Genomic DNA, 23,307 nt, shown 5'->3' on the forward strand with positions numbered 1-23,307 from the left:
GATCCATTTGTAGGAGCTTATGAAGGAACTACTGTTGCAGGAACCTCAGTTGGAGAAGCTGCTACTATTGAGAATGTAATTATGGCTACGCCTAAGGTTGCACTTGCAGAAACTGATGAAATGTTCCATTTTTATGGTGCATTAGGTAATGCTGGTGTTGGAGAACATCAATTGGATCTTGTTTATTCTGCCGATGGTGAAACATGGACAGATATAGCAGTTGATATCCCAATTACAGGAGGTATGGAGCTTTATTCTTATGACTTGAGCGCTATACCAGCAGGAGCCTATCACATTGGATTCAGAGCTAAAGTTACAGGTGACGGAGAATTCAGTACGCTTTATGCCATTGACCACGTAGTAGGTCCGGAATTAGCCCCCATTGTTACCTTTAACGTAGATATGAACAAACCTATTTTAATGGGTGATTTTGATCCGGCTAATGACACAGTAATTGTGGCTGGTGATATGAACGGATGGGCTGAACCAGGAACCGATCCTTCAATGTTTATGGAAGATGCTGATGATGATGGTATCTATACAGTAAGTATGGAACTTGCCGATGGTGACTATGCATACAAATATTTCAAAGGTGCCGGTTGGGACGGTGGCGAATGGGACGCCGGAGATGACCGCATGTTTACTGTTGCCGGAGCCCCTGTAACACTTAACGACGTTTGGGCCAATGAATATTTGGTAACTTTCAATGTAATGCAAGATGGAAATCCTGCAGAAGGTGCAACTATCAACATTGATGGACAGGACCTGACAACAGATGTTGACGGAATGGCTTACATAGGTTTGCTGGATGGTGATTATCCATACACTGTTTCACTGACAGGGTTCGATGATATTACTGGGTCAGTTACAGTTGACGGTGGTAATGAAACCGTAATGGTTGAATTTATTACACCTATACCATTCCCATTTATGGATGACTTTGAAGCATATGCTGAAGGAGACTATGTGGCTCAAAACTCAATTGCATGGACCACATGGTCAGAAGCTCCAGGTACTGCCGAAGATGCTGTTATTTCTACAGTACATGCTTCAAGTGGCGTAAACTCTATGCTAATTTCAGGAACTAATGATATGGTACTACCTTTAGGTGATTCTGTTGCTGGTAAATATCATCTTGGGTTTGATATTTATGTTGGTACAGATAGTAGTGCTTACTGGAATATTCAGCAAGTTTTACTTGAAGAATGGGCATTTGAAGCGTACATGAATAACGACGGAACCGGCGAATTAAATGCTGATGGCGCAACAATTCCATTTGATTTTGAACTTGGCGCATGGCATACAGTTGAGCATTATATCGACTTAGATAATGATGAAATTACACTAATGATCGATGGTGCTGCAATTCATACATGGCAATATAGTGTACAATCAGATGGTAGTGCTGGTACAAACCAACTTGCTGCACTGAACCTTTATAATGGCGGTGCAACCGGAACAGCTGCTTATTACGTTGATGATGTTATGTTCCAGGCCTTATATCCTGTTACATTTAATGTGGATATGAGTGATGCTATTATAGATGGTGATTTTGATCCTACTATGGATACTGTAATCGTTGCAGGAAGCATGAATGGATGGATGGAACCAGGTATGGATTCAACCATGTTTATGCATGATATGGACGAAGATTCTATTTATACTGTAGAAATGTATCTCACCGATGGTGACTATGAATACAAGTATTTCAACGGTGCCGGCTGGAATGGCGGTGAGTGGGAAGGCGGCGACAACCGCATGTTTACAGTTGCCGGAGCAGCAGTTGTTTTAGATGATTTGTGGGCTGAAGGTGTTGGTATTGATAATATAGCAGAAGCTTTAGATTTCAATATTTATCCAAACCCAACAAACGGTGTATTGCATGTTGAAGTGGTTGGAACCAATCAGGTGACAATCATTAATGCAATAGGTCAGGTTGTAAATACCGTCAAAGTTGATGGACATAGCACACTTGATTTGTCTAATAATGCGACAGGGGTATACTTCATTAGAATTTCTGATGGAAATAAAGTAGCCACAAAACGTGTTATTGTACAATAATTCATTCTCAATAAATGTTATAAAAGCCGCCAGGTTTTGGCGGCTTTTTTTAATTTGTAAATATTGTTTGTGTAAGCAATAAAAATTAATATATTTGTCTGATAGAGTGAATTTTCACTATTGTTAACCAAATGTTAATTTTTATGAGACACAAACTTTTTACACTTGCAATTAGTATGTTGGTTTTTGCCTTTGCAGCTAATTCGCAGAAACAGACAACAAAGGTGGACAAAACACCTTTAACACCAAAAAAATTGGAAATGAGCTCAAAAGCTCAATGGGATGTACAGTTCACTTTTGATGCAGTGGAAGCAGCTTCTCCCGGTATAGAAACTAACGGAACTTATTTTTATACCACTACCTGGAATGCAGGTAATTTTCATCGGTATGATATGGATGGCGCAAATGCTGAAACATTTACAATCACAGGTGTAAGTGCCATAAGAGATCTTGCTTATGTAGAATCTACAGGTTATTTCTATGGTTCAGATGCATCAATGACAATTCAAATTATGGACCTGGATAATGAAGCATCTATAGGTACCATTACTGTTGACGGAGGATCCGGTGTCACAGGAGTTCGTCACATTGCTTATGACCCGACTCTTGACGGTGGCGCAGGTGGTTTCTGGGTAGGAGACTGGGCAGAACTTGCTGCTATTGATATGGCAGGAAACTCGCTTGTGAGCAACTCTGAAACTCCTGAAATTACAAGCGCTTACGGTTCAGCTTACGATAACTGGACAGATCCTTCTAATCCAAAATTGTGGTTGGCTCTTCAACCAGCAACACCAAGTGATGCCGTTTTTGCTGAATTTGATATTAACACATTAACGCTTACCGGTGTTACTCATGATGCTATTGCAGATGTGCCAGGAGCTGATGCTGCCGCACTTAGCGGTGGTGCCTGTACATATGAGGCCGATGGCTTGTTTATCCTGGCCGGCTCACTACAGCAAGAGCCAAACCTTGTTTTTGGATATGAACTAGCTGTTACAGCCGATCCAACTGCACCAGCTGGACCTACAGCTTTTACAGCCACTCCGGATGCAGGCGGAGCACTTACAGTAGACCTTGCCTGGACAAATCCTGATGTGGATGTTAATGGTGATGCATTAACTGATCTTACCAGCATCGACGTATACCTTAATGACGATCCTACTCCTATTTACACAAATGCTTCACCCACAATCGGTGGTGATGAAACATATACTGCAACGGCACCTGTTGGTGGAATGCATACGTTTAAAGTGGTTGGAACCAATGGATCTGGTGAAGGTATACCAGTTACAGCTTCTACTTTCGTTGGGGTAGATGTGGAAGTAACAAGTCTAACAATGCCTGGTGTTGGTGCTGTTGGAGATGTGGTTACTCCTATAGTAACTGTTAAAAATAATGGTGTTGGTGACCAAACATTTGACGTTACTTTAGATGATGGGGACGCGTATTCTGAGACATTATCAGTTACTGATCTTGCATCAGGTGCAGAGGATGTATTAACTTTCCCGGATTGGACAGCCGCAGCTGCTATGACTTATACTTTCACTGCTTCAGCTAGCGATCCTGGAAGTGATATAGATATGACGAATAATACCACAATGCATGACTTAACTATTTTTGATGGATGTGAGCATACACTTGTACTGACTGATTCCTATGGAGACGGTTGGAATGGTGCCACTGCTTCTGTAAGTGTTGGTGGTGTGGTAGCAGTTAACAGCGTTACAATTGAAACAGGTGATACCGAGTCATTTGTTTTCCTTGCTGAAACTGGCGACGATATTTTATTTGAGTTTGATGGCGGTGGTAGTTACCCAGGAGAATGTAGCTGGGAAATTTTTGATGGCGAAGGTACTTCAATTCTAACTGGTGAAGGTCCGGATGCAGCTTCAACAAACGTATCGGGTAATTGTGGTGGTCCTGCTTATCTAGTGACATTCAATGTAGATGATGGTGCTAATCCAATTGAAGGTGCCAATATCAATATTGCCAGCACTGATCTTACAACGGATGCTTCAGGGATTGCCACAATTGAGCTTTCAGATGGCGAATATATTTACACAGTAACCATGACTGGCTATGCTTCAGTTACAGATACAATTAATGTTGCAGGAGAGGCTATAACTGAAACAGTTACATTGAACCCGGTTTATTCTGTTACATTTAATGTGGATATGAGAGATGCAATTATTAATGCCGAGTTTGATCCTGCAGTAGACACCCTAATTGTTGCAGGAAGTATGAATGGATGGATGGAGCCTGGTACAGATGAAACCATGTTCATGACTGACGTGGATGAAGATTCTATTTATTCGTTAGAGATGCCTCTTGTGGATGGAGATCATGAATATAAATATTTCAATGGTGCCGGCTGGGATGGCGGCGAATGGGAAGGCGGCGACAATCGCACTTTCACCGTTGCTGGCGAAGCTGTTGTACTAGATGATATCTGGGGTCAGGAAGTTGGTATTAGTAATACAGCCGAAGCTTTAGACTTTAATATTTATCCAAACCCAACAAATGGCGTATTACATATTGAGGTTGATGGAAACAGTAAGGTTTCTATTATAAACGCTATTGGCCAAACTACTAATACAGTAGAGATTAACGGTCATAGTACCCTTGATTTAACTGACAATGCGTCTGGCGTATACTTTATCAGAATTACTTCTGAAAATAAAGTAGCCACAAAACGCATTATTGTACAATAATTCATTCTCAATAAATGTTATAAAAGCCGCCAGACTTTGGCGGCTTTTTTTTGTGGTTTACAATACCAATGACCCTGTTATGTGCACCATATCGACGTCCTAAAGTATACTACAGGTTATCAGGTTATTGTGAATTTTTATTTGATGTTTTGGGTGTCCCGTCCCATTTCGCTCAATAGAATTAAACTATGATGCATAAATCCGTGCATCCGTGAAGAATGATTAGCATTTTTCTGTAAGCGGCGGTTTTTTGAGCCACCGCTAAAGCTATGGCGTCACGCGGTTTTGCTTATTTTTTTTGACCTGTAGCAAAAAAAGTAAGATTAAAGATCGTAAGTAAAAATAGAGCTTTCCATACTAGTGCATTCTGCAGTTTGGGTGCCTCATTGCACAAAACAGGTGAATTCCCTGATTTACCTAACCAATTATCGCGTGGAATCATCAACGACCAAAACTATCAGTGCTTCAGCTCGGAAAACTAGTGTCATGTCAAGTTTAATGTTTTGGGTAAGTAGAAGAGTTTTTCGTTTTTAACACCGATAAAAAATGAAAAGATCAATACTTGGCCCGTCAGATTATGCTTGACATGACACTAGCTTAAGAAACTTTCTGACTAAAGTCTTATGCTAACTAAGGCCTTTTGGCCCCCGCCATAAATGGCAGGGCAAATCAGCTCGTTGGATTGAGATTACAGTATTTGAAAAGCGGTTGCCTGGTTGGGCACCGATCTTGCTTAGCGCATGCTGTCTTACCGTACTTCTTCAATACCTGACTTGCCAACCTTTTCTAAATTCCCAGGTTTCGGTAGCCTTCCCCAAAAACCAAACTCTTCGGGGCTTCAGCCCGAAAAACTATGGCTTTCTGTAATCAGAAAATCGTGTTTGGTTTCGTGAAAAGCTTTATTATTTCCCGGCCGCTTCAATAATATCCAAAACAATAGGCTTTAATCCGGCGAAGAAAAATTCTACTGCTATTACCATTACAATAAGTCCCATGAGGCGCATCATTACTTTTATGCCCATGTCGCCCATTAGTTTTACCAATTTTGACGATGACAATAAAATAATGTAGGTGAGCAGCATAATGCCTGTCAATCCACCGATAAGAATCATTTTGTAGCCAAAAGATGTGGCATCTTCCATGAGCACAATGCCATTCGTGATTGAGCCCGGACCACAAATCATGGGTATGGCAAGCGGTGTAATGGCGATATCGTTTGAAAACTGGGTCTGGGTTTCATCAGATGATTTAATACGTGAAAAGCGTGCCTGTAGCATGTCGAAACCCACATAAAAGAATATTACACCACCCACAATTCTCAGGCTGTCAATAGAAATGGAAAAAAATTGAAAGATAAACTGGCCTCCAAATGCAAAAACCAGGAGCATTGCAAGTGATATAAGTGTGGCCTTGAGTGCTGTGAAATGTCGTTGCCTGTGTGACATATCAGCAGTCATGCTCATAAAAACCGGCATTAGTGCCAGCGGATTGATAAGCGTGAAAAACGATGTGATTACAATAAGACCAAATTCATAAGCACTCATAGGGGCCTATTTTTTTCTTATGAAAATTTTAATCGGAACACCTGTAAAATTAAATCCTTTGCGTAACTGGTTTACCAAAAATCTGCGGTATGGCTCTTTTACATACTGGGGCAGGTTACAATAAAAGGCAAATGCAGGATAGGGTGTAGGTAGTTGCGCTACGTATTTTATTTTAATGTACTTTCCCTTAATAGATGGTGGTGGCGTGCGCTCTATTAGCGGGAGCAAATAATCGTTAAGTTGCGATGTTTTGATTTTACGGTTTCGGTTTTCGTAAACTTTTGTTGCTGTCTCAAGCGCTTTAAATATTCGTTGTTTGGTCAGGGCTGAAATAAAAATAATAGGTACATCTTCAAATGGAGACAGCCGGTTTTTTATTTCGGTTTCCATTTTTTTTGCTGTATCGGTCTGCTTTTCAATTAGGTCCCATTTGTTAATTAACACCACTACGCCTTTATTATTCCTTACTGCCAGGTGTAAAATATTCACATCCTGACTTTCGATACCTTTGGTAGCATCAATCATTACCAGGCATACATCGGCATATTCGATTACCCTTACACTTCGCATAACCGAATAAAACTCCAGATCTTCGCGCACTTTTGATTTTTTTCTTAACCCGGCTGTATCTACAAGGTAAAAATCGTGGTCGAATTTATTGTAGCGGGTGTAAATGGCATCGCGTGTGGTACCCGAGATGTCAGTTACAATATTGCGATCCTCGCCAAGGAGCGTGTTTACTAATAGTGATTTCCCTGCGTTGGGGCGTCCTACCACTGCAAAACGAGGCAGTTCCTCCTCGGTTTCCTCTTCTTTTTGCTCAGGCAGAAGATTGGTTACTTCGTCAAGTAAATCGCCGGTGCCACTCCCCGAATTAGACGATACACTGTAAAGCTTTTCGTAGCCAAGGCCGTAAAATTCTGTGGCATCCAGGTGTAAATCGTTATTGTCCACCTTGTTTACAACCAACAGCACTGGTTTATTAATTCTTCTCAGAATGTTGGCTACTGATTGATCAAGGTCTGTAATGCCATTTTGAACATCGACCATAAACAGAATAACATCAGCTTCATCCATTGCAATAGCCGCTTGCTTGCGGATGGCCTCTTCAAAAACATCTTCAGAATTGGTAACATACCCACCGGTATCAATTACGCTGAAGGTTTTTCCGTTCCATTCTGAGGTTCCGTAATGCCGGTCGCGTGTCACGCCCTCCTCGCCATCAACAATGGCTGCTCTGCTTTCTGTAAGTCTGTTAAAAAGGGTCGATTTGCCCACATTGGGGCGACCCACTATTGCAACTATATTTCCCATTTAAGGTATGTTTTATTCGATGTAACCAAATTTTCTGAGTTTTTTGTCGTTATCCCGCCATTCAGGATCTACTTTGACAAATAGTTCAAGAAAAACTTTTTTGCCCAAAAATTCTTCAATGTCTTTTCGCGCGGCTGTGCCAACTTTTTTGAGTTTCTCGCCCTGATGGCCGATTAAGATCCCTTTTTGAGATTCCCTGGACACATATATGTTTCCTTCGATGTGGGCAATACGCTTATCTTCTTTATATGACATAATTTCTACCTCGACAGAATAAGGTACCTCCTGCTTGTAATAAAGCAATATTTTTTCTCTTACAATTTCTGAAGCAAAAAACCTAAGCGAACGGTCTGTGAGCTCATCTTTTGGAAAATACGGGTCACCTTCAGGCAAATGATGCATAATATAATCGAACACTTTGTCGATATGCAGCTTGTGCTTTGCGGCAATTGGCAGAATAGATGCTTCGGGTAATTTTTTAGCCCATTTTTCTACAAGCGACTCCAGTTCCATCTGATTGGTTTGATCAATTTTATTGATCAATACCAGCGTCGGTTTTTTTTGCTGCGCTATGCGGTCTGTGCTAATTTTGTTTTTTTCAGGATCTTCAACCACATCAGTCATGTAGAGTATGATGTCGGCATCCTCTATCGCAGTATCGACAAAATGCATCATAGATTTTTGGAGGCGATAGCTTGGTTTTATTATACCGGGTGTATCGGAATAAACAATCTGGAAATCCTCGCCATTCACAATACCCATAATTCTGTGCCGGGTTGTTTGCGATTTATTTGTAATTATGGAGAGTTTTTCGCCCACCAATTTGTTCATCAAGGTTGATTTACCCACGTTCGGGTTACCCAAAATATTGACGAACCCTGCCTTATGCGTCATATAATTATGTTTTAATTTTTAACGGCCGCAAAGATAGTATTAATTTAATTGCCAGTAGTTTATTCCTCCAGCATTTTTTTCAAATCTATATTTCTTTCTAAAATTTCTACAGTTTTGGTAGTGCTGCCTTCAGCATACATAAATTCTCCTGTAATAATGAAAGGAATATTTTCGAGTTTTCCTTTATTCGGGGAGAGAATATAGCTCACAATAAAGTGATCGACTCTGGGCATATTCATCCATAGAAATTTTGCTTTGCGGTTTGATTTATTGTAAATAAATATTGCACTGTTACTTACCAGGCTATGGGCAGTATAGCCTGGCGGAATGGATTCTTCAAGCTTACCAAAGCCTGTTAAGTCGCCTTTGTTTACCAGGATATTCACAACAGCCTGATTGCTATCGTTCAGGTAAGGTTTTTGCCTTATGGCACTCACACCTAATTCTTTGATGTAGCTGTATTCGAACACTACACTGTCAGCAGTAGCAATATTATCTGTTTTTTTTACAGTGATGATGTGAGGACGGGGCTCAGCTCGATAAGATCCGTCGCCCGTTGCAAGCGACATTTCTCCCCTTATAACTTTATAACCTTCCACATTGGGAGCGGCTTTAAGTGCAAAAGAAACAGTGAATTGCTGCTCCTTAGGCATTTCGAGCCATATTATTTTGATTTGAGACCCATCGAATTCAAATTTCCCGTGTGCCGATTTTTTCTCAACAGGGGTAAAACCACCTGGAATTTTTATGAGTAGCCTCCCAAAGCCTTCCAGGTTTCCCTTTGTGATGTGCACATTTACAAGAAAATCAGAACCTGAATAGACTTCCTCAGGAGCTTTTAGGTTGAGTGAAATGCTTTGGGCCTGCAATAAATAGGGTATTATTAATAATGATAGCGCGAAAATCTTTTTCATTTTCTGTTTTTTATTGATTTATGGTGCATCATGGCAATCCATCGCTATTGATGCTTGCTGTTTGCTATTTTCATGAAAAATATGTACAAATCCGATGAACCAAATTAACTACCAAACGTAACGAAAAAAATGAAATAGCGAAAATTTTTTAAGTATACCAATGTGCAATAATTAACTTATTTTTTTGACTTCTGTGCTAACTGCTCCTGTAATTCTGATAACTCGAGCCAGCGGAGTTCCTTTGTTTCCAGCTCATCATTCACCTGCTCATACAATCTGGAGTTTTTAGTAATTTTATCGGGATCAGCTTCAGGGCTTTCAAGGGCTTTTTCCAATGCTACTTTTTGTTCGCTTAAGTCAGCTATTTCATTATCAAGCTGTTCTAGTTCTTTTTGTTCTTTATATGATAATTTCTGTTTCTCTTTTTTAATACTTTCAGACTTTTTTTGCTTGCTTTTTTTTACTTTTTCAGAATCATTTCTTTTCTGTGCTTCCTGATTTTCTCTAAGTTGTGAATAGTTGCCCGGGAAATCTTTTATGTCTCCATTTTGGTCAAAAACGAATAGGTGATCTACAATGCGGTCCATGAAATAACGGTCGTGCGAGACCACCAGCACTGAACCTGTGAATGATTCCAGGTACTCCTCAAGTACTCCAAGTGTCATGATATCCAGATCGTTGGTAGGTTCATCGAGCATCAGGAAGTTGGGGTTGGTCATAAGCACAGTTAGTAAATATAAGCGCCTTTTTTCGCCTCCGCTTAACTTGTGCACCCGTTGATAATGCATTTCATTTGGAAACAGGAATTGGTTCAGAAATCGCTCAACAGCAAGTGTTTGACCATTTCCGAGGTAAACTACTTCGGCTACTTCTCTTGCAATATCTATAACCCGTTTTTGTTCATCGAATTGCATGCCTTCCTGTCTGTAGTATGCTATTTTAATGGTTTCGCCGTAGTCCAGCTCTCCTTTATCGGGCGTGATATCGCCGGCAATAATATTCAGTAACGAGGTTTTTCCTGTTCCGTTTTCGCCCACAATTCCCACTTTCTCCTGTCTTTGAAAGTCGTAGGAGAAATCGTTGATGAGTTGTTTTTCATCAAAACTTTTATGAATGTTGTGCAGGTTAATGACTTTTTTTCCCTGCCTTCTTGAGGCACTTTGAATTTTCAGGTCATCTTCTTTTGTTTGTCTGGCCTCTGTTTTTAGTTTATCGACACCATCCAGACGAAATTTTGCTTTAGTACCTCTTGCCTTAGGCATTCTGTTGGCCCATTCAATCTCTGTTTTAAGTTTACTTTGAGCTTTCTGCGTTTGTTGAGCAATGGTTTCAGAACGTTCTTTCCTTTTTTCAAGGAAGTAATCGAAATTGCCACTGTATGCATGAATACCTTCTTGGTCTATTTCAAGAATTCGGTTGCAGACGCTATCGAGAAAATACCGATCGTGTGTTACCATAAGCATGGTGGTGTTTGCGGTCATAAGATGCTGCTCCAGCCACTCAATGCTCTTTAGGTCAAGGTGGTTGGTAGGTTCATCAAGTATCAGGAAATCGGGGGAGTCTATAAATGCTGCAGCTATAGACAGGCGTTTGCGTTCGCCTCCGGATAGCTGCTTTACGGGTTGGTTAAAATTTTCAAGACCTAAATTACCCAATATTTGCCTTAGTCGGGTTTCCATATCCCAGGCTTCATTGGCATCCATTTGAGCAATTGCCTTATTAATGGCATTTTCGTCTCCGGTAATCAGGGCTGCTTCGTAATCTTTAATTACCTGTTTGTTTTTTGAGCACTGCTCCAGCACAGCATCCAAAAGGGTGTGGTTGGCTTTAAAAACAGGCTCCTGGGGTAGGAAACTCACACGAATGTTTTTTTCCATTACAACCTGGCCTGTATCGCATGATTCAAGGCCAGCAATCATTCTCAGCAGGGTTGTTTTCCCTGTGCCGTTTTTGGCAATTAAGGCTGTTTTATCTCCCTTCTCCAGTGAGAAAGATATTGCTTTGAATAGTGTGCGTTCGCCAAAAGATTTCCCTGCATTTTCAACCTGGATAAAGCTCATTTGCAATTATTTTAGTGTGCAAAATTAAAAAAAAGGGAACGAATTTCTTCATTCCCTGTTTGATGCACTTTAAAAAGTTATTAGATTTCAAGTTTGTGCAACAGATCTAATGCATATTCAATATCTATCGGTTTGTATAAATACTCAACTGCACCCAGCGCTTTCGCCTTTTGAATATCATCCTGTTCTGTTTTTGCACTTATTATGATAACTGGCACATGTTTGGTTTCGTCGTTTTGTTTTATTTCTGTTAAAACATCAAAGCCCGATTTTTTTGGCATCATTAAGTCCAGAAAAATGGCATCGGGTATTTGTTTTTGAACTTTCTCTATGGCCTTGTTGCCATCCTCTGCTATACTTACAATATAACCATTTTCTTCAAAGAAGCTTTCCATTAAAAATGTGCTGGTTGAAGAGTCGTCTACGACCAATATTTTTTTTCTTGTTTCCATATTGTTCAGAGGTTTTTGCAAAGTAACAAAAAAACTAATTAGTTGTCACTATTTGGGCTGTTACTTTATTCAGTTATGTATGAGGTTTGGATTATGAAAAAATATGATACAGGTCAGATGTAAATATGATTTGATTGGATTTTTTGTTGAAAAAAACTACTTTAGCATAAGTTAAGTTACCTATTATGCCACATAAAACAGCGAAAATGTTGAAAGACCTGTTTAAAGAAAAGCACCTGATAAATTATAGCAAGGGCGAGACACTTTGCAAGCAGGGGGCAATAGCTAATCAATTACTTTTAATTGAGAATGGTTATGCTAAAATATATATTGAGCATAAAAGCAAAAACATAATTCTGCGAATTTTAAGAGCAGGGGATTTCATTGGGCTTCATAACCTTTTTCATGAAGAGATTTACAGTTTTTCTGTCGCTGCCATATCTGCATGTAGTGTGAGATCAATAAGTTTTGCAGAACTGCATAATCATTTAACTCAAAATGCTGATTTGAATAATGAGGTTATTGGAGATATTAACGGCTATACTTCAGGATATTTTAACAGATTTATCAGTTTAACACAAAAGCAATTACATGGCCGTCTGGCTGATGCTATTATTCATTTGGCAGAGGAAGTTTATCAAAGCCATGATTTTGAATTACATTTGAGCCGGAAAGACATTGCTGATTTTACCGGTATGTCGACAGAAAGCGCCATACGAATCATCAAAGAATTTCATAACGATAAAATTATTGAGCTGTATGGCAAGCGGTTAAAAATAGTCAGTATGAAGCTGTTAAGAAAGTTGAGTGATTTTGGGTAATTTGATATTTTATGGAAGATTTTGATTTATACCGCACTATTGAAGGTGCTTCTCAGGGAGTTTTTAAGGATAAAGGCAGTAAATTTTATGCATTTGCTTACCCGATTGAAACCGAAGATGAGTTTAAAGCAAACCTGAGCTACCTAAAGAAAAAATACCACGATGCAAGGCACCACGTCTATGCATTCCGATTGGGTGCCGATAAAAAAACGTATCGGTCAAGTGACGATGGAGAACCGGCAAATTCTTCGGGTCCACCTGTAATGGGGCAAATTCAATCTTACAACCTGACCAATATTATGATTGTGGTAATTCGGTATTTTGGTGGTACCAAACTTGGTATTCCGGGACTCATTAATGCCTACAAATCTGCAGCAGCCGATGCCCTGGAGCAGGCTAAAATTATAAAAAAAACTGAAAAAAAGATTGTGGCAGTGCATTTCGAATATCCTGACATGAATCTTATAATGCGGTTTATTAAAGAGGAAAATCTTGAGGTTGTAGAGCAGGATTTTCAATTGAGTTGCACAATAAAATTAAATGTGCGAAAAAGAGATGTGGAGAATGTGATTGAACGAGTGAATAAACTTGAAAAAGCAACAGCAGAAATTTTATAAATGGAACTACTTAAAGAACTTTGCCAAATACATGCGCCCTCGGGCGAGGAGTTTCGTGTACGCGATTTTATAATAGACTATGTAAACCGTAATAGTGAACAGTGGGTTCAAAAACCCCAGATGTATTATGGTAGCGGGTATCAGGATTGTTTAATGCTGGTATTCGGGGAACCCCGTTGTGGCGTAATGGCCCACATGGATAGTGTTGGTTTTACTGCCGGGTACGGAAATGAACTGATTCCAATTGGTAGTCCGGCAGCAGGTGAAACTGCTATTATCAGAAATGAACTAAATCATACGGCCGAGGTGTATTACGATAATCTTGACAAAAAGTGGGTTTTAAAAGATGATTTGCAACTTAACCCCGGATCAACATGGACCTGGCTGCCTGATTTTTCCATACAAGATCAAATGGTGCAATCGCCATTTCTCGATAATCGCCTGTCAATTTTTATATTGCTTGAATTGGCTCATCAGCTTAAAGATACGGTTGTTGCTTTTAGTACCTACGAAGAGATGTCAAATGCCGGAAAGGCTGGTTTCCTTGCCAAAACCATGTATGAGCAGTGGCAGATAGATAAAATGCTCATAGCTGACATTACCTGGGTTACAGATTATGTAAAAGCGGGTAGGGGAGCAGCCATTTCTCTTCGTGATGTGGGTATACCAAGAAAATTTTTTCGAGACAAAATTGTCGATATGGTTAAGGCTTCAGGTGTACCTTACCAGCTCGAAATAGAAAAAGCCGGAGGTAGTGATGGTACAATAATCGGTGCATCTGATTACCCTGTAGACTGGATTTTTATTGGTGCGCCTGAAATTAATCCACATGGTGCCATTGAGAAGGTTCATCAGGACGACATTGAGAGTATGTTGCACATCTATAAATACCTTTGCAACAGGTTGTAGCTGATTTTATTTTTCAGTAGTGCTATTTGATTAAAAAAGCAGCCTGGTAAAAATTATTTACCCCACCCAAAACCTCATAATCTATATAAAAAGATTTACTCCATTCTGTAAAGGCTTTAAATTCATGGAGCGGTACATTAAATTCGTCGAAAAACAGAACGTCACCTGGTTTGAGGTAAGGGGTAATTAATGTTAATACATACAATGTGGCAGAATACAAATCTGCATCCATGTGTATTACTTTACGTTTGTTTGATTTATAGTTACTTAAAAAAGGTAAGAGGGTTTGCTGAAAGAGTCCTGTAAAGTACTCATGCCGGTTGTCATCGATTTCGGGTGGCTTATTGCCATTGGCCATGTCGCCCTTTTTAAATGGACCCCAGGCTTCGGGTAGACCTGTAAATGTGTCGAAGCCATAGAAACGGGCATTTTCATGTGAAATTCGATTAATCCACCATTTAAATGATTTGCCGGCAGCAACTCCAAATTCAAGATAATCGATATCGGTATCCAGGTTTTGCTGTTTTATGACGTGCTCATACAAATCTTCTCTTTTATTGTAAGAGAATTTCCATGAATAGAAATCATGAAAGGTGCCCTTTTTATTTTTTGCAATCCATTTTGAGAGCGCTGCCATATGCGCAAAAAAATTCAGAATTCTTCCGGGAATAAACCTGTCTAACCTTAATACGAAAAATAGTCCTTTTGATTTTCCCCGAAGTCTGAGTGGTTTCATAATGTTACTTTTTAATGATGCTTTTAAAATTTATAACAGGCGCATATATGCCGGCTCACAAAAATAATATTTTTTCTATGGTTACCATATTTTGTTACGCTTTAGCTTAGGTTTGGTTAACTCCAGTCTTCGTGCAGTTCTGTATATCTTGTCTGGAATTACAAAATCATTGAAACTTATTGTTTTATAATTTGTTTGCAGATTAGTTTAAGACCCCCATACAATGAATAAAACCGATACTATAACTAAGTGTTTATCATGTGATAGTGCCCATTTAAAGCCCTTTACAACTACAAAGGCACAGATGCACCATAATGAAGAGACATTTACCTTTGTCAAATGCAATAGCTGTGGTTTGATAATGCTCAATCCGCGTGTAGCGCAGGAGAGTTTACATGAATATTATTCAGATTATTATTTACCATTTCGCGGGCCATCGGCATGGGGGCGATATGCCCCTCTTGTGGCTAAGAATTTGGGAAAAACCGATAAAAAGCGGGTAAAGATAGCAAAGAGCGCGGTTTCACTTGACCAAAACAGCACTGTTTTGGATGTGGGATGCGGTAAACCTACCTTTTTAAAGAAATTACAAGAGGCTACAGGTGCCAGGTGTAAAGGCATTGATTTTACTGATGAGGGCTGGAAAACTGAAACTGATACCTACCGGAATATTGATTTGGAAGTGGCGGAGTTTCATCAGTTTTCTGCAAGTAAACCATTCGATTTAATTACCATGTGGCATTATTTGGAGCATGATTATCAACCGAAAGCAACTCTAAAGCGCATGAAGCAGGTGGCCCACCCGGAAACCCGCATGCTGATAGAGGTCCCCAATTTCGATTCATGGACAAGAAAGTTACAGAGACAACATTGGGAGGGTTACCACACCCCTCGCCACACAGCTGTCTATACTCCTGAAACAATAACCAAACTCCTTGAAGAAAGTGGCTGGCAGGTTGAAAAGATAAAGCCTTATGGCACATTAGATCCTTATCCCCTCTTTTGGATGGGACGCCAGGAAAAACGAGGCATCGACTGGAGTCAGTCAATGGAAAAAAAGTTTGTTGGTTTTGTAGCAGGCATGTTGCTCACGGCGCCCATATTTATGCTAAAAAAGTGGCTGCCTGCCGGCATAATGACAATTGTGGCGCGTCCTGCTTTATGATTTAAGTCGAGCTCACGTTAATTAAAAGGGTAGTAGTTTTTCGCCGCCCCAGGTACCTTCAGATTTAAATGGTCTGAAACGTGCAAACAGCTCTTCAGCGTACCAGTTCAACTCCCGGGTTTTCTTTACAACACGCATGTGTTCCGGGTTTTTGTAGGCATAGGCCAGCATTGATTTTTCATCTTTCCATAAACTAAATGTAGCCATCTGTTTTACGGGCCATTCGCCCACACCCTTGGCATAAATCAGTCCATCGTATTTTTCCAGCGATTTACTGGTGCCCGGCACATAACTCCAAAAGCGGATTAAATGCCTGGTTGCAATTGTTGCTCTTGTTATTACAGCTGTATAATTACCGGGGATATCTGCTTCAGGTTTAAAGGGATTCTGCTTTGACCACATCCCATGCGATTTGATGGGGCGCATATAAACTGTAAATTGCTCAATACCTCTTTTACGATAAAGTTTATGTAACTTTCCATTATGCAGGAAATCATCAGCTTGTTGCTCATTTTCCCATACAGTAAGCAGGGCATACGTCGAGAAATCTGCGGAGACTTTAAAACCGTTACCCGACCCCGTGCCCATTAGTTTATAAAAGGTGAGTCCGTTAATATTTTTTAAATGCTTGTGGGCAAACTGCATCATTTGGAAAGCCCAGAATTTATTTCTGAATCCCTTATACCTGTTTAGCGTGAGGGTTACTACGGGTGGTTGCATCTGCTATTATTCTTAAATCATTCAAATATAATAATATTTAACCGATAAAATGATGCAATATTTTTTTTTTCGATGCTGCTTAACACTCTGAAATATCTGATTTGATGTGTTTACAAAATTTTTTTGAGCTATACGCAATAACTTTCTTTTAACAAAATAACAATACTTTTGTGTATTCATAATGTTTTTCATAAATTCGTATCAATTAGGGAAGTAGAATTGTTTTAAAATTTTAGATTTATTAATCACAAAAAGAATTACTGTTATGAAAAAGATTTTGTTTGTATTGGTCATGTTTGGTTTATTTGTAGCCTGCAATAATGCCAAAACCGAAAAGGACCAGGAAGCTACTAAAACCGAAATGCAGGATGAGCAACAGCAGGAAGCTGTAGAAAACGAAGAAGCTAAAGAAGTAGAATCTGATACAGCTAAAGTTGAACAAGAGGTTAATGAAGAAGAGGAGGTTAAAACTGAAGAGGTTAAAACAGAGGAAGTAGAGAAAGAGAAAAAGGTCGAGAAAAAAGACGAAGAGACTAATACACCCTGTTGACCACGCAGAGTGTAATAGGAGGCTGCCCATAAACATTGGACAGCCTTTTTTTTGTTTGAAGTGTCTTGTTGGTGAGCTTTTAATTTTTTTAGCCTGTAAAAAAATATATGCAATTTCTGTCGATGCGTTGGATTTTTAATTATGTTTGCATGATTATGGAATAATATATCCGTTATTCCTGTATTTTGTTTTGAAATAAATTTAAAGAAAAACGACTATGAAAAAGTTACTTTTTATTCTGGCAATCGCAGGTCTTTTTGCAGCTTGTAATTGTTCAGAAGCACAAGAGGGAAATGAAAAAGCCGCCACAGAGGTCAGTGAAAAAGGTACTGATTGTGCCGACGAAAAAACAGATCAAAAGTCGGATTGCGACGGTGAAAAGACAGCAGAAACAAAGGAGCATAAAAGTGATTGCTGCGATAGCAAAAAGGCATCTGATTGTGAAGACGAGGCGAAAAAATCTGATTGCGATACTGAACAAAAAGCAGAAAATGTTGCAGGTAACGTACCTTGCTAAAAATACTTAAATGAAGAAAGCCTGTTCGTTTTTTTCGAACAGGCTTTTTTTTATATGAAGAAATTAGACTTATTTAACGTATGTCAGCGCCTTGTCAATAGCATTCTGGATTCCCTCAGGATCTTTCCCTCCGGCTGAGGCAAAGAATGGCTGGCCACCACCGCCACCTTTCATCTCTTTCGCAGCTTCGCGAATGATATTGCCGGCGTGCAGGTCTTTTTCTTTTACAAGGTTTTCTGATATCATTATGCTCAAATTGGCTTTTCCATTTATAGCCGATCCTAGTACTAAAAACAGATTATCTACCTCATTTTTCAGCTGAAAACTTAAGTCTTTTAGGTGACCTGCATTATCAACTTCAACTTTGGCTGCAATGACATTGATGCCATTGATCTCTTCTTTTTGCTTTAGCAGGTCATTCTTTACAGACATGGCTTTTTCTTTGGCATACTCTTCAAGCGCTTTTTGCATTTGAGTGTGCTCTTCCTGAAGTTTTTCAACAGCTCCGGCCAGGTTCTTTTGGTTGTTAAATAGTGCACCAATAGCGGCCAGTTCGTGTTGTTGCTTACGCACCATTTCCAGTGCTTTTTTACCTGTAATGGCTTCAATACGCCGTATACCTGCTGCAATGGCTGTTTCGACAGTAACAATTAGTAATCCGATTTTGCCAGTGGCGGAAACGTGTGTTCCACCGCACAATTCAACTGAATCGCCAAACTGAATAACACGCACCCGGTCGCCATATTTCTCTCCAAACAGCGCCATGGCACCCATCTCTTCTGCTTTTTTCATCTCTACATTACTCTGCTCATTTAGCGGAATATCCTGTTGGATAAGACTATTTACAATGTCTTCAACTTCTTCAATCTGCTCACGGGTCATTTTTTCAAAGTGTGCAAAGTCAAAGCGGAAGCGATCGGCTTCTACAAGGGACCCTTTTTGTTCTACATGTTCACCAAGAACTTTACGCAAAGCATAATGGAGCAGATGTGTTGCAGTGTGGTTTGCTTCTGTTTGGCGACGTTTCGATGCGCTGACTACCAGGGTCATTTCTGCTTCGGTATTTTCAGGCAGTTCTTTGGTAAAGTGCATAGTCAGGTTGTTTTCCGATTGGGTATCGATGATCGAAATTTTTTGTCCATCAACTTCTATATAACCTGTGTCACCCACCTGACCACCGGATTCTGCATAGAATGGAGTTTCGGCAAAAACAAGTTGGTACAGGTCTTTACCTTTGGCTTTAATCTTCCGGTACCTTAACAGGTGACTTTTAATGCTTGTTGATTCATAACCTTTGAAGGTTACATCTGTCGACGGGTTTAGAATTGTCCAGTCTTTGGTTTCCATTTTCGAGGCCGAGCGCGAGCGGTCTTTTTGTTGCTTCATTTCTGCCTCGAAGCCTTTTTCATCAATGGTGTAACCATTTTCCTTAGCAATAAGCGCCGTAAGGTCTGTGGGAAAACCATAAGTATCGTAAAGCTCAAACACCGATTTGCCATCCAATACATTGGAGCCATTTTGCTTGAGTTTTTTCATTTTTTTGTCGAGTAAACTGATGCCGGTTTCCAGTGTGCGCAAAAACGTGCTCTCTTCTTCATGTATAACTTTGGTAACGATATCTTCCTGTTTTTTAAGTTCAGTGAAGGCATCACCCATTTCCTGTACCAGTATTTTTACAAGTTTATTGATAAAGGGTTCGCTTTGTCCAAGAAATGTGTATGCATAGCGTATGGCACGGCGAAGTATGCGACGAATTACATATCCTGCTTTATTGTTCGAGGGCAATTGTCCGTCGGCAATTGCAAATGCTACAGCTCTCAGGTGATCTGCTACCACACGCATAGCAATGTCGGTTTTTTCATCTTTACCGTAAGTTTTACCTGATATTTTGGCAATTTCCTGAATAATGGGCTGAAAAACATCCGTATCGTAGTTCGAGGTTTTGTCTTGCAGAGCCATGCACAGGCGCTCGAAGCCCATACCGGTATCTACGTGCTTTGCAGGTAGTGGTTTTAGTTCGCCACTGTCCAGGCGATTAAACTGCATGAACACAAGGTTCCATATTTCAATTACCTGTGGATGATCCTGGTTGATTAGTTCTACTGCATCTTTAGCCTTGCGTTCTTCTTCGCTGCGCAGGTCAATATGTATTTCGGAACATGGGCCGCATGGACCTGTGGCCCCCATTTCCCAAAAGTTGTCTTTTTTCGAGCCATTTAGAATCCGTGCATCTGGTAAATAAGCGTTCCAGAATTTTGCAGCTTCATCGTCTCTTGGTAGGTTATCTTCCGAATCGCCCTCAAAAACCGTGGCATAAAGCCGCTCAGGTGCTATTTTAAACACGTCGGTAAGTAATTCCCAGGCCCAGTCAATTGCCTCTTTTTTGAAGTAATCTCCAAACGACCAGTTGCCCAACATTTCAAACATGGTATGGTGGTATGTATCGTGCCCGACTTCCTCCAGGTCGTTGTGTTTTCCTGAAACACGCAAGCATTTCTGACTGTTGGCTACTCTGGGGAATTTCACCTCTTTTTGACCAAGGAACTGATCTTTGAATTGATTCATGCCAGCATTTACAAACATTAAAGTAGGATCATTTTTCACTACCATAGGCGCTGAGTCAACAATTTCGTGCTGTTTCGATGCGAAAAAGTCCTTAAATGCCTGTCTTATATCATTTGCCTTCATCATTTTTCTGCTGCTTTATTGATTTAGAATAAATTAATTATTGTAATTTTAAGCAAATTAGATTAGTTTTGCTTCTTTAATTTTGTGCACAAAGTAAATAAAAAAATGCCAAAGTCCAGATATCGCTTTAATCCGGAAACACTTCATTACGAAAAAATTGAGCTTACGCTCAAGGAGCGTATTGTTAGAGCACTTCCACGGGTTTTTGCAGTTATGATTATCACTTCTTTTATCATTTTTCTTTTATCAGACTTTATTGATACACCCCAGGAGTTGCAGCTCAAAAGGGAAAATAGTCAGCTTCGGTTTCACTATGAGATGCTCAATAAACGTATGAATGAAGCCGAGCAGGCACTTTCAGATATTCAGAGAAGAGATGAAAATATTTACCGAATAATATTTGAGGCAGAACCACTTGCCGATGAGTACCGCAATCCCGGAGTAGGGGGAATAAATAAGTATAAAAACATAGACCTTGATCTGATTGCTGAAACGTCTAAAAGATTGGATGCACTCTCAAGAAGTATGGTTAGTCAATCGATGTCTTATGATGATATAATTGAGCTTGCACAAATGAAGAAAAAGTTCTTCAGATCAGTACCTGCCATTAGTCCGGTATCTGACAGGAATTTTAAGCGGTTTGCCTCAGGTTTTGGTTATCGTATACATCCAATTTATAAAACCCGTAAAATGCATACTGGTATTGACCTCTCTGCCCCGCGAGGTACTAAAGTATATGCCACAGGCGACGGTAAAGTAGTAAAGTCGGGCAAATCGAGTGGGGGATATGGTAAGGTTATTATCATCGATCATGGATTTGGATATAAAAGTCTTTACGCACACATGCACACAGTTGATGTGAAGCGAAATCATAAAGTTAAACGTGGAGAGTTTATCGGTACCATCGGAAATACCGGCCGTAGTATTGCGCCGCATTTGCATTATGAAGTAAGGTACAACGATAAACCGGTAGATCCTGTCAATTATTATTTTAACGATCTTACTCCTGAAGAGTATGAGCAAATGCTCATCATATCATCACGTCCAAATCAGAGTTTTGATTAAGAGTTGTATTTTAACATGAGACGATTATTTTTTCTTTCACTTTTATTCTCAATTTCATTTTTCAACTTATTGGCACAAAAAGACACTGTAGAAATTGCAGCAGTCGGTGATATTATGCTGGGAACAGACTTTCCCGAGAAAAAATACTTGCCACCCAGGCACAAGGCAGATATTTTATTGGAACCGCTGACCCCGTTTATCGATTCCTCTGATATAGCTTTTGCGAACCTTGAAGGGGCTTTTAATGATAGTGCTGAACTTGTGAAGCGGTGTAACGATCCATCGGTGTGTTATGCCTTTCGTACACCACAAAAATATTTTTCGGTTGTAGCAAAAAGCGGACTGAACCTGTTTAGCCTTGCCAATAATCACATGTTTGATTTTGGAATGCCTGCTGTGGACTCAACTTTGGTTTTAATAGATCGCGCAAAGACATATGCTGCCGGCATTTATAAACGACCGAATGCTATTTTTATGCGGGACAGCATTACCTATGGATTTACAGCCTTTTCACCTAATAAAGGGACCAACGATTTTCATGATACCGCCAGGCTGGTGCGCATGGTAAAAGCCCTGACCGATACAGCCGATATTGTGATCGTATCTTTTCATATCGGAGCAGAAGGAAGCAAACACCAGCATATAACGCGTAAGAAGGAGATGTATTATGGTGAAAACAGGGGTAATCCTTATCTAATGGCCCGGCTTGTAATCGATGCCGGAGCAGATTTGGTGCTTGGGCACGGGCCGCACGTGCCGCGTGCTTTTGACTTATACAAGGGCCGTTTTATAGCTTACAGCCTTGGTAATTTTTGCACATATAGCCGCATGAACCTCGATGGCCCGAACGGTCTTGCGCCACTTGTGAAAATTAGAACTGACCGGGAAGGCCGGTTTATCGATGGACAAATAGTTTCTTTTAAGCAATATTACGGAAAAGGCATTGTGTTGGATAAAATGCATCGCGCAGCCAAAAAAATTCAGTCGTTGACTCAGACCGATATCCCCGAATGTGTTCTGCGTTTCGAAAAAAATGGTTACTTTAGTAAATAAAAACTATGCCCTACAAAGAGCCTAAAATAGAAAAGCTGTTTTACTCCATGGGGGAGGTGGCTGACATGTTTAACATAAATGCATCAACCATTCGCTACTGGGAAAAGCATTTTGATCACCTCAAGCCGCGTAAAAATAATAAAGGTAATCGGCAATTCACGCAAAAAGATTTAGATGACCTGAAAGTTATTTACCACTTGCTTAAAGAGCGAGGTTTGACCATTAAAGGGGCCAAATCGAAACTAAAGCAAAATAAGAACGATGTGGTTGAAAATACAGAGATTGTGGAGCGGCTTCAAAAAATAAAATCAATGCTCGACGAAGTTAAAGAAAATTTATAACCGGATTTTCCATCATACCTTAACCCTGCTGTATGCAGGGTTTTTTATTGAATTAACTTTTATTCATAGTGACAATGCGGGCAGGGCATTGGTTTGCGTTTGGTTTTGATGTTAGTATTGAAATTAAACATCATTACAATTTCGTGTGCTCCACCGGTACCAGTTCCCATTAGTT

The 23,307-nt window shown here is 39.9% G+C and carries 20 protein-coding genes; 11 read left to right on the plus strand and 9 right to left on the minus strand.

From position 1 onward, the window contains the following. Both VJ937_RS00290 and VJ937_RS00295 read left to right on the plus strand, forming a co-directional pair. Positions 1–2,061: T9SS type A sorting domain-containing protein (locus VJ937_RS00290; protein WP_324064921.1), on the plus strand; the 2,061-nt coding region annotated here is incomplete at its 5' end. A 143-nt stretch (positions 2,062–2,204) separates the two neighbouring features. Continuing rightward, positions 2,205–4,772, plus strand: coding sequence for a T9SS type A sorting domain-containing protein (locus VJ937_RS00295; protein WP_324064922.1), 2,568 nt, complete (start codon positions 2,205–2,207; stop codon positions 4,770–4,772). Between the two features lie 902 nt (positions 4,773–5,674). On the opposite strand, the gene VJ937_RS00300 is transcribed toward VJ937_RS00295, so the two are convergent. From VJ937_RS00300 to VJ937_RS00325, 6 genes are all read right to left on the minus strand, one after another. Then, on the minus strand, positions 5,675–6,316 hold the full coding sequence (locus VJ937_RS00300) for a MarC family protein (protein WP_324064923.1): 642 nt from the start codon (positions 6,314–6,316) through the stop codon (positions 5,675–5,677). A 6-nt stretch (positions 6,317–6,322) separates the two neighbouring features. Further along, positions 6,323–7,630 carry a ribosome biogenesis GTPase Der gene (der, locus tag VJ937_RS00305; protein WP_324064924.1) on the minus strand — a complete coding sequence of 436 codons (1,308 nt, stop codon included), beginning with the start codon at positions 7,628–7,630 and terminating at the stop codon, positions 6,323–6,325. 12 nt (positions 7,631–7,642) lie between these two features. Continuing rightward, the gene (gene era, locus VJ937_RS00310) at positions 7,643–8,524 is read right to left on the minus strand and encodes a GTPase Era (protein ID WP_324064925.1); all 882 of its coding nucleotides are present in this window, start codon (positions 8,522–8,524) and stop codon (positions 7,643–7,645) included. A 59-nt stretch (positions 8,525–8,583) separates the two neighbouring features. Then, positions 8,584–9,438: a hypothetical protein gene (locus VJ937_RS00315; protein WP_324064926.1), complete on the minus strand. Its 855-nt coding sequence runs from the start codon at positions 9,436–9,438 to the stop codon at positions 8,584–8,586. 176 nt (positions 9,439–9,614) lie between these two features. Continuing rightward, positions 9,615–11,498, minus strand: coding sequence for an ABC-F family ATP-binding cassette domain-containing protein (locus VJ937_RS00320; RefSeq protein ID WP_324064927.1), 1,884 nt, complete (start codon positions 11,496–11,498; stop codon positions 9,615–9,617). 80 nt (positions 11,499–11,578) lie between these two features. Then, positions 11,579–11,950 carry a response regulator gene (locus VJ937_RS00325; protein ID WP_324064928.1) on the minus strand — a complete coding sequence of 124 codons (372 nt, stop codon included), beginning with the start codon at positions 11,948–11,950 and terminating at the stop codon, positions 11,579–11,581. A gap of 185 nt (positions 11,951–12,135) precedes the next feature. Here VJ937_RS00325 and VJ937_RS00330 point away from each other — a divergent pair, with 185 nt between their 5' ends. From VJ937_RS00330 to VJ937_RS00340, 3 genes are read left to right on the plus strand one after another with little or no spacing between them, the layout of a single operon-like run. Next, positions 12,136–12,771, plus strand: a complete 636-nt coding sequence (locus VJ937_RS00330) for a Crp/Fnr family transcriptional regulator (RefSeq protein ID WP_324064929.1) — start codon at positions 12,136–12,138, stop codon at positions 12,769–12,771. 11 nt (positions 12,772–12,782) lie between these two features. After that, on the plus strand, positions 12,783–13,388 hold the full coding sequence (locus tag VJ937_RS00335) for a YigZ family protein (RefSeq protein WP_324064930.1): 606 nt from the start codon (positions 12,783–12,785) through the stop codon (positions 13,386–13,388). Next, complete coding sequence (locus VJ937_RS00340; RefSeq protein ID WP_324064931.1) at positions 13,389–14,297, plus strand: hypothetical protein; 909 nt, start codon at positions 13,389–13,391, stop codon at positions 14,295–14,297. A gap of 22 nt (positions 14,298–14,319) precedes the next feature. Here VJ937_RS00340 and VJ937_RS00345 read toward each other — a convergent pair whose 3' ends face one another. Further along, complete coding sequence (locus VJ937_RS00345) at positions 14,320–15,033, minus strand: class I SAM-dependent methyltransferase (protein ID WP_324064932.1); 714 nt, start codon at positions 15,031–15,033, stop codon at positions 14,320–14,322. A 223-nt stretch (positions 15,034–15,256) separates the two neighbouring features. On the opposite strand from VJ937_RS00345, the gene VJ937_RS00350 reads away from it, so the two are divergent. Then, a complete protein-coding gene (locus VJ937_RS00350; RefSeq protein ID WP_324064933.1) occupies positions 15,257–16,198 on the plus strand; it encodes a class I SAM-dependent methyltransferase in 942 nt (313 codons plus the stop codon). Positions 16,199–16,219: 21 nt separating this feature from the next. Here the strand turns inward: VJ937_RS00350 and VJ937_RS00355 are convergent, their stop codons facing one another. Further along, positions 16,220–16,918 carry a hypothetical protein gene (locus VJ937_RS00355; protein WP_324064934.1) on the minus strand — a complete coding sequence of 233 codons (699 nt, stop codon included), beginning with the start codon at positions 16,916–16,918 and terminating at the stop codon, positions 16,220–16,222. Positions 16,919–17,183: 265 nt separating this feature from the next. Here VJ937_RS00355 and VJ937_RS00360 point away from each other — a divergent pair, with 265 nt between their 5' ends. Both VJ937_RS00360 and VJ937_RS00365 read left to right on the plus strand, forming a co-directional pair. Then, positions 17,184–17,468 (plus strand): hypothetical protein, encoded by a 285-nt coding sequence (locus tag VJ937_RS00360; protein WP_324064935.1) that lies wholly within the window; start codon positions 17,184–17,186, stop codon positions 17,466–17,468. 217 nt (positions 17,469–17,685) lie between these two features. After that, positions 17,686–17,985, plus strand: a complete 300-nt coding sequence (locus VJ937_RS00365; RefSeq protein WP_324064936.1) for a hypothetical protein — start codon at positions 17,686–17,688, stop codon at positions 17,983–17,985. Positions 17,986–18,054: 69 nt separating this feature from the next. On the opposite strand, the gene alaS is transcribed toward VJ937_RS00365, so the two are convergent. After that, positions 18,055–20,676 (minus strand): alanine--tRNA ligase, encoded by a 2,622-nt coding sequence (gene alaS / locus VJ937_RS00370; protein WP_324064937.1) that lies wholly within the window; start codon positions 20,674–20,676, stop codon positions 18,055–18,057. Positions 20,677–20,778: 102 nt separating this feature from the next. Between alaS and VJ937_RS00375 the strand changes: the two genes are divergently transcribed. From VJ937_RS00375 to VJ937_RS00385, 3 genes are read left to right on the plus strand one after another with little or no spacing between them, the layout of a single operon-like run. Continuing rightward, positions 20,779–21,738, plus strand: a complete 960-nt coding sequence (locus tag VJ937_RS00375) for a M23 family metallopeptidase (RefSeq protein WP_324064938.1) — start codon at positions 20,779–20,781, stop codon at positions 21,736–21,738. Between the two features lie 15 nt (positions 21,739–21,753). Beyond that, complete coding sequence (locus VJ937_RS00380) at positions 21,754–22,791, plus strand: CapA family protein (protein ID WP_324064939.1); 1,038 nt, start codon at positions 21,754–21,756, stop codon at positions 22,789–22,791. A 5-nt stretch (positions 22,792–22,796) separates the two neighbouring features. Then, positions 22,797–23,132 (plus strand): MerR family transcriptional regulator, encoded by a 336-nt coding sequence (locus VJ937_RS00385; RefSeq protein WP_324064940.1) that lies wholly within the window; start codon positions 22,797–22,799, stop codon positions 23,130–23,132. Positions 23,133–23,307: the final 175 nt, after the last annotated feature.

The organism is Salinivirga sp., from assembly GCF_035268865.1.
In the GTDB taxonomy this organism is placed as follows: Bacteria; Bacteroidota; Bacteroidia; order Bacteroidales; family Salinivirgaceae; genus Salinivirga.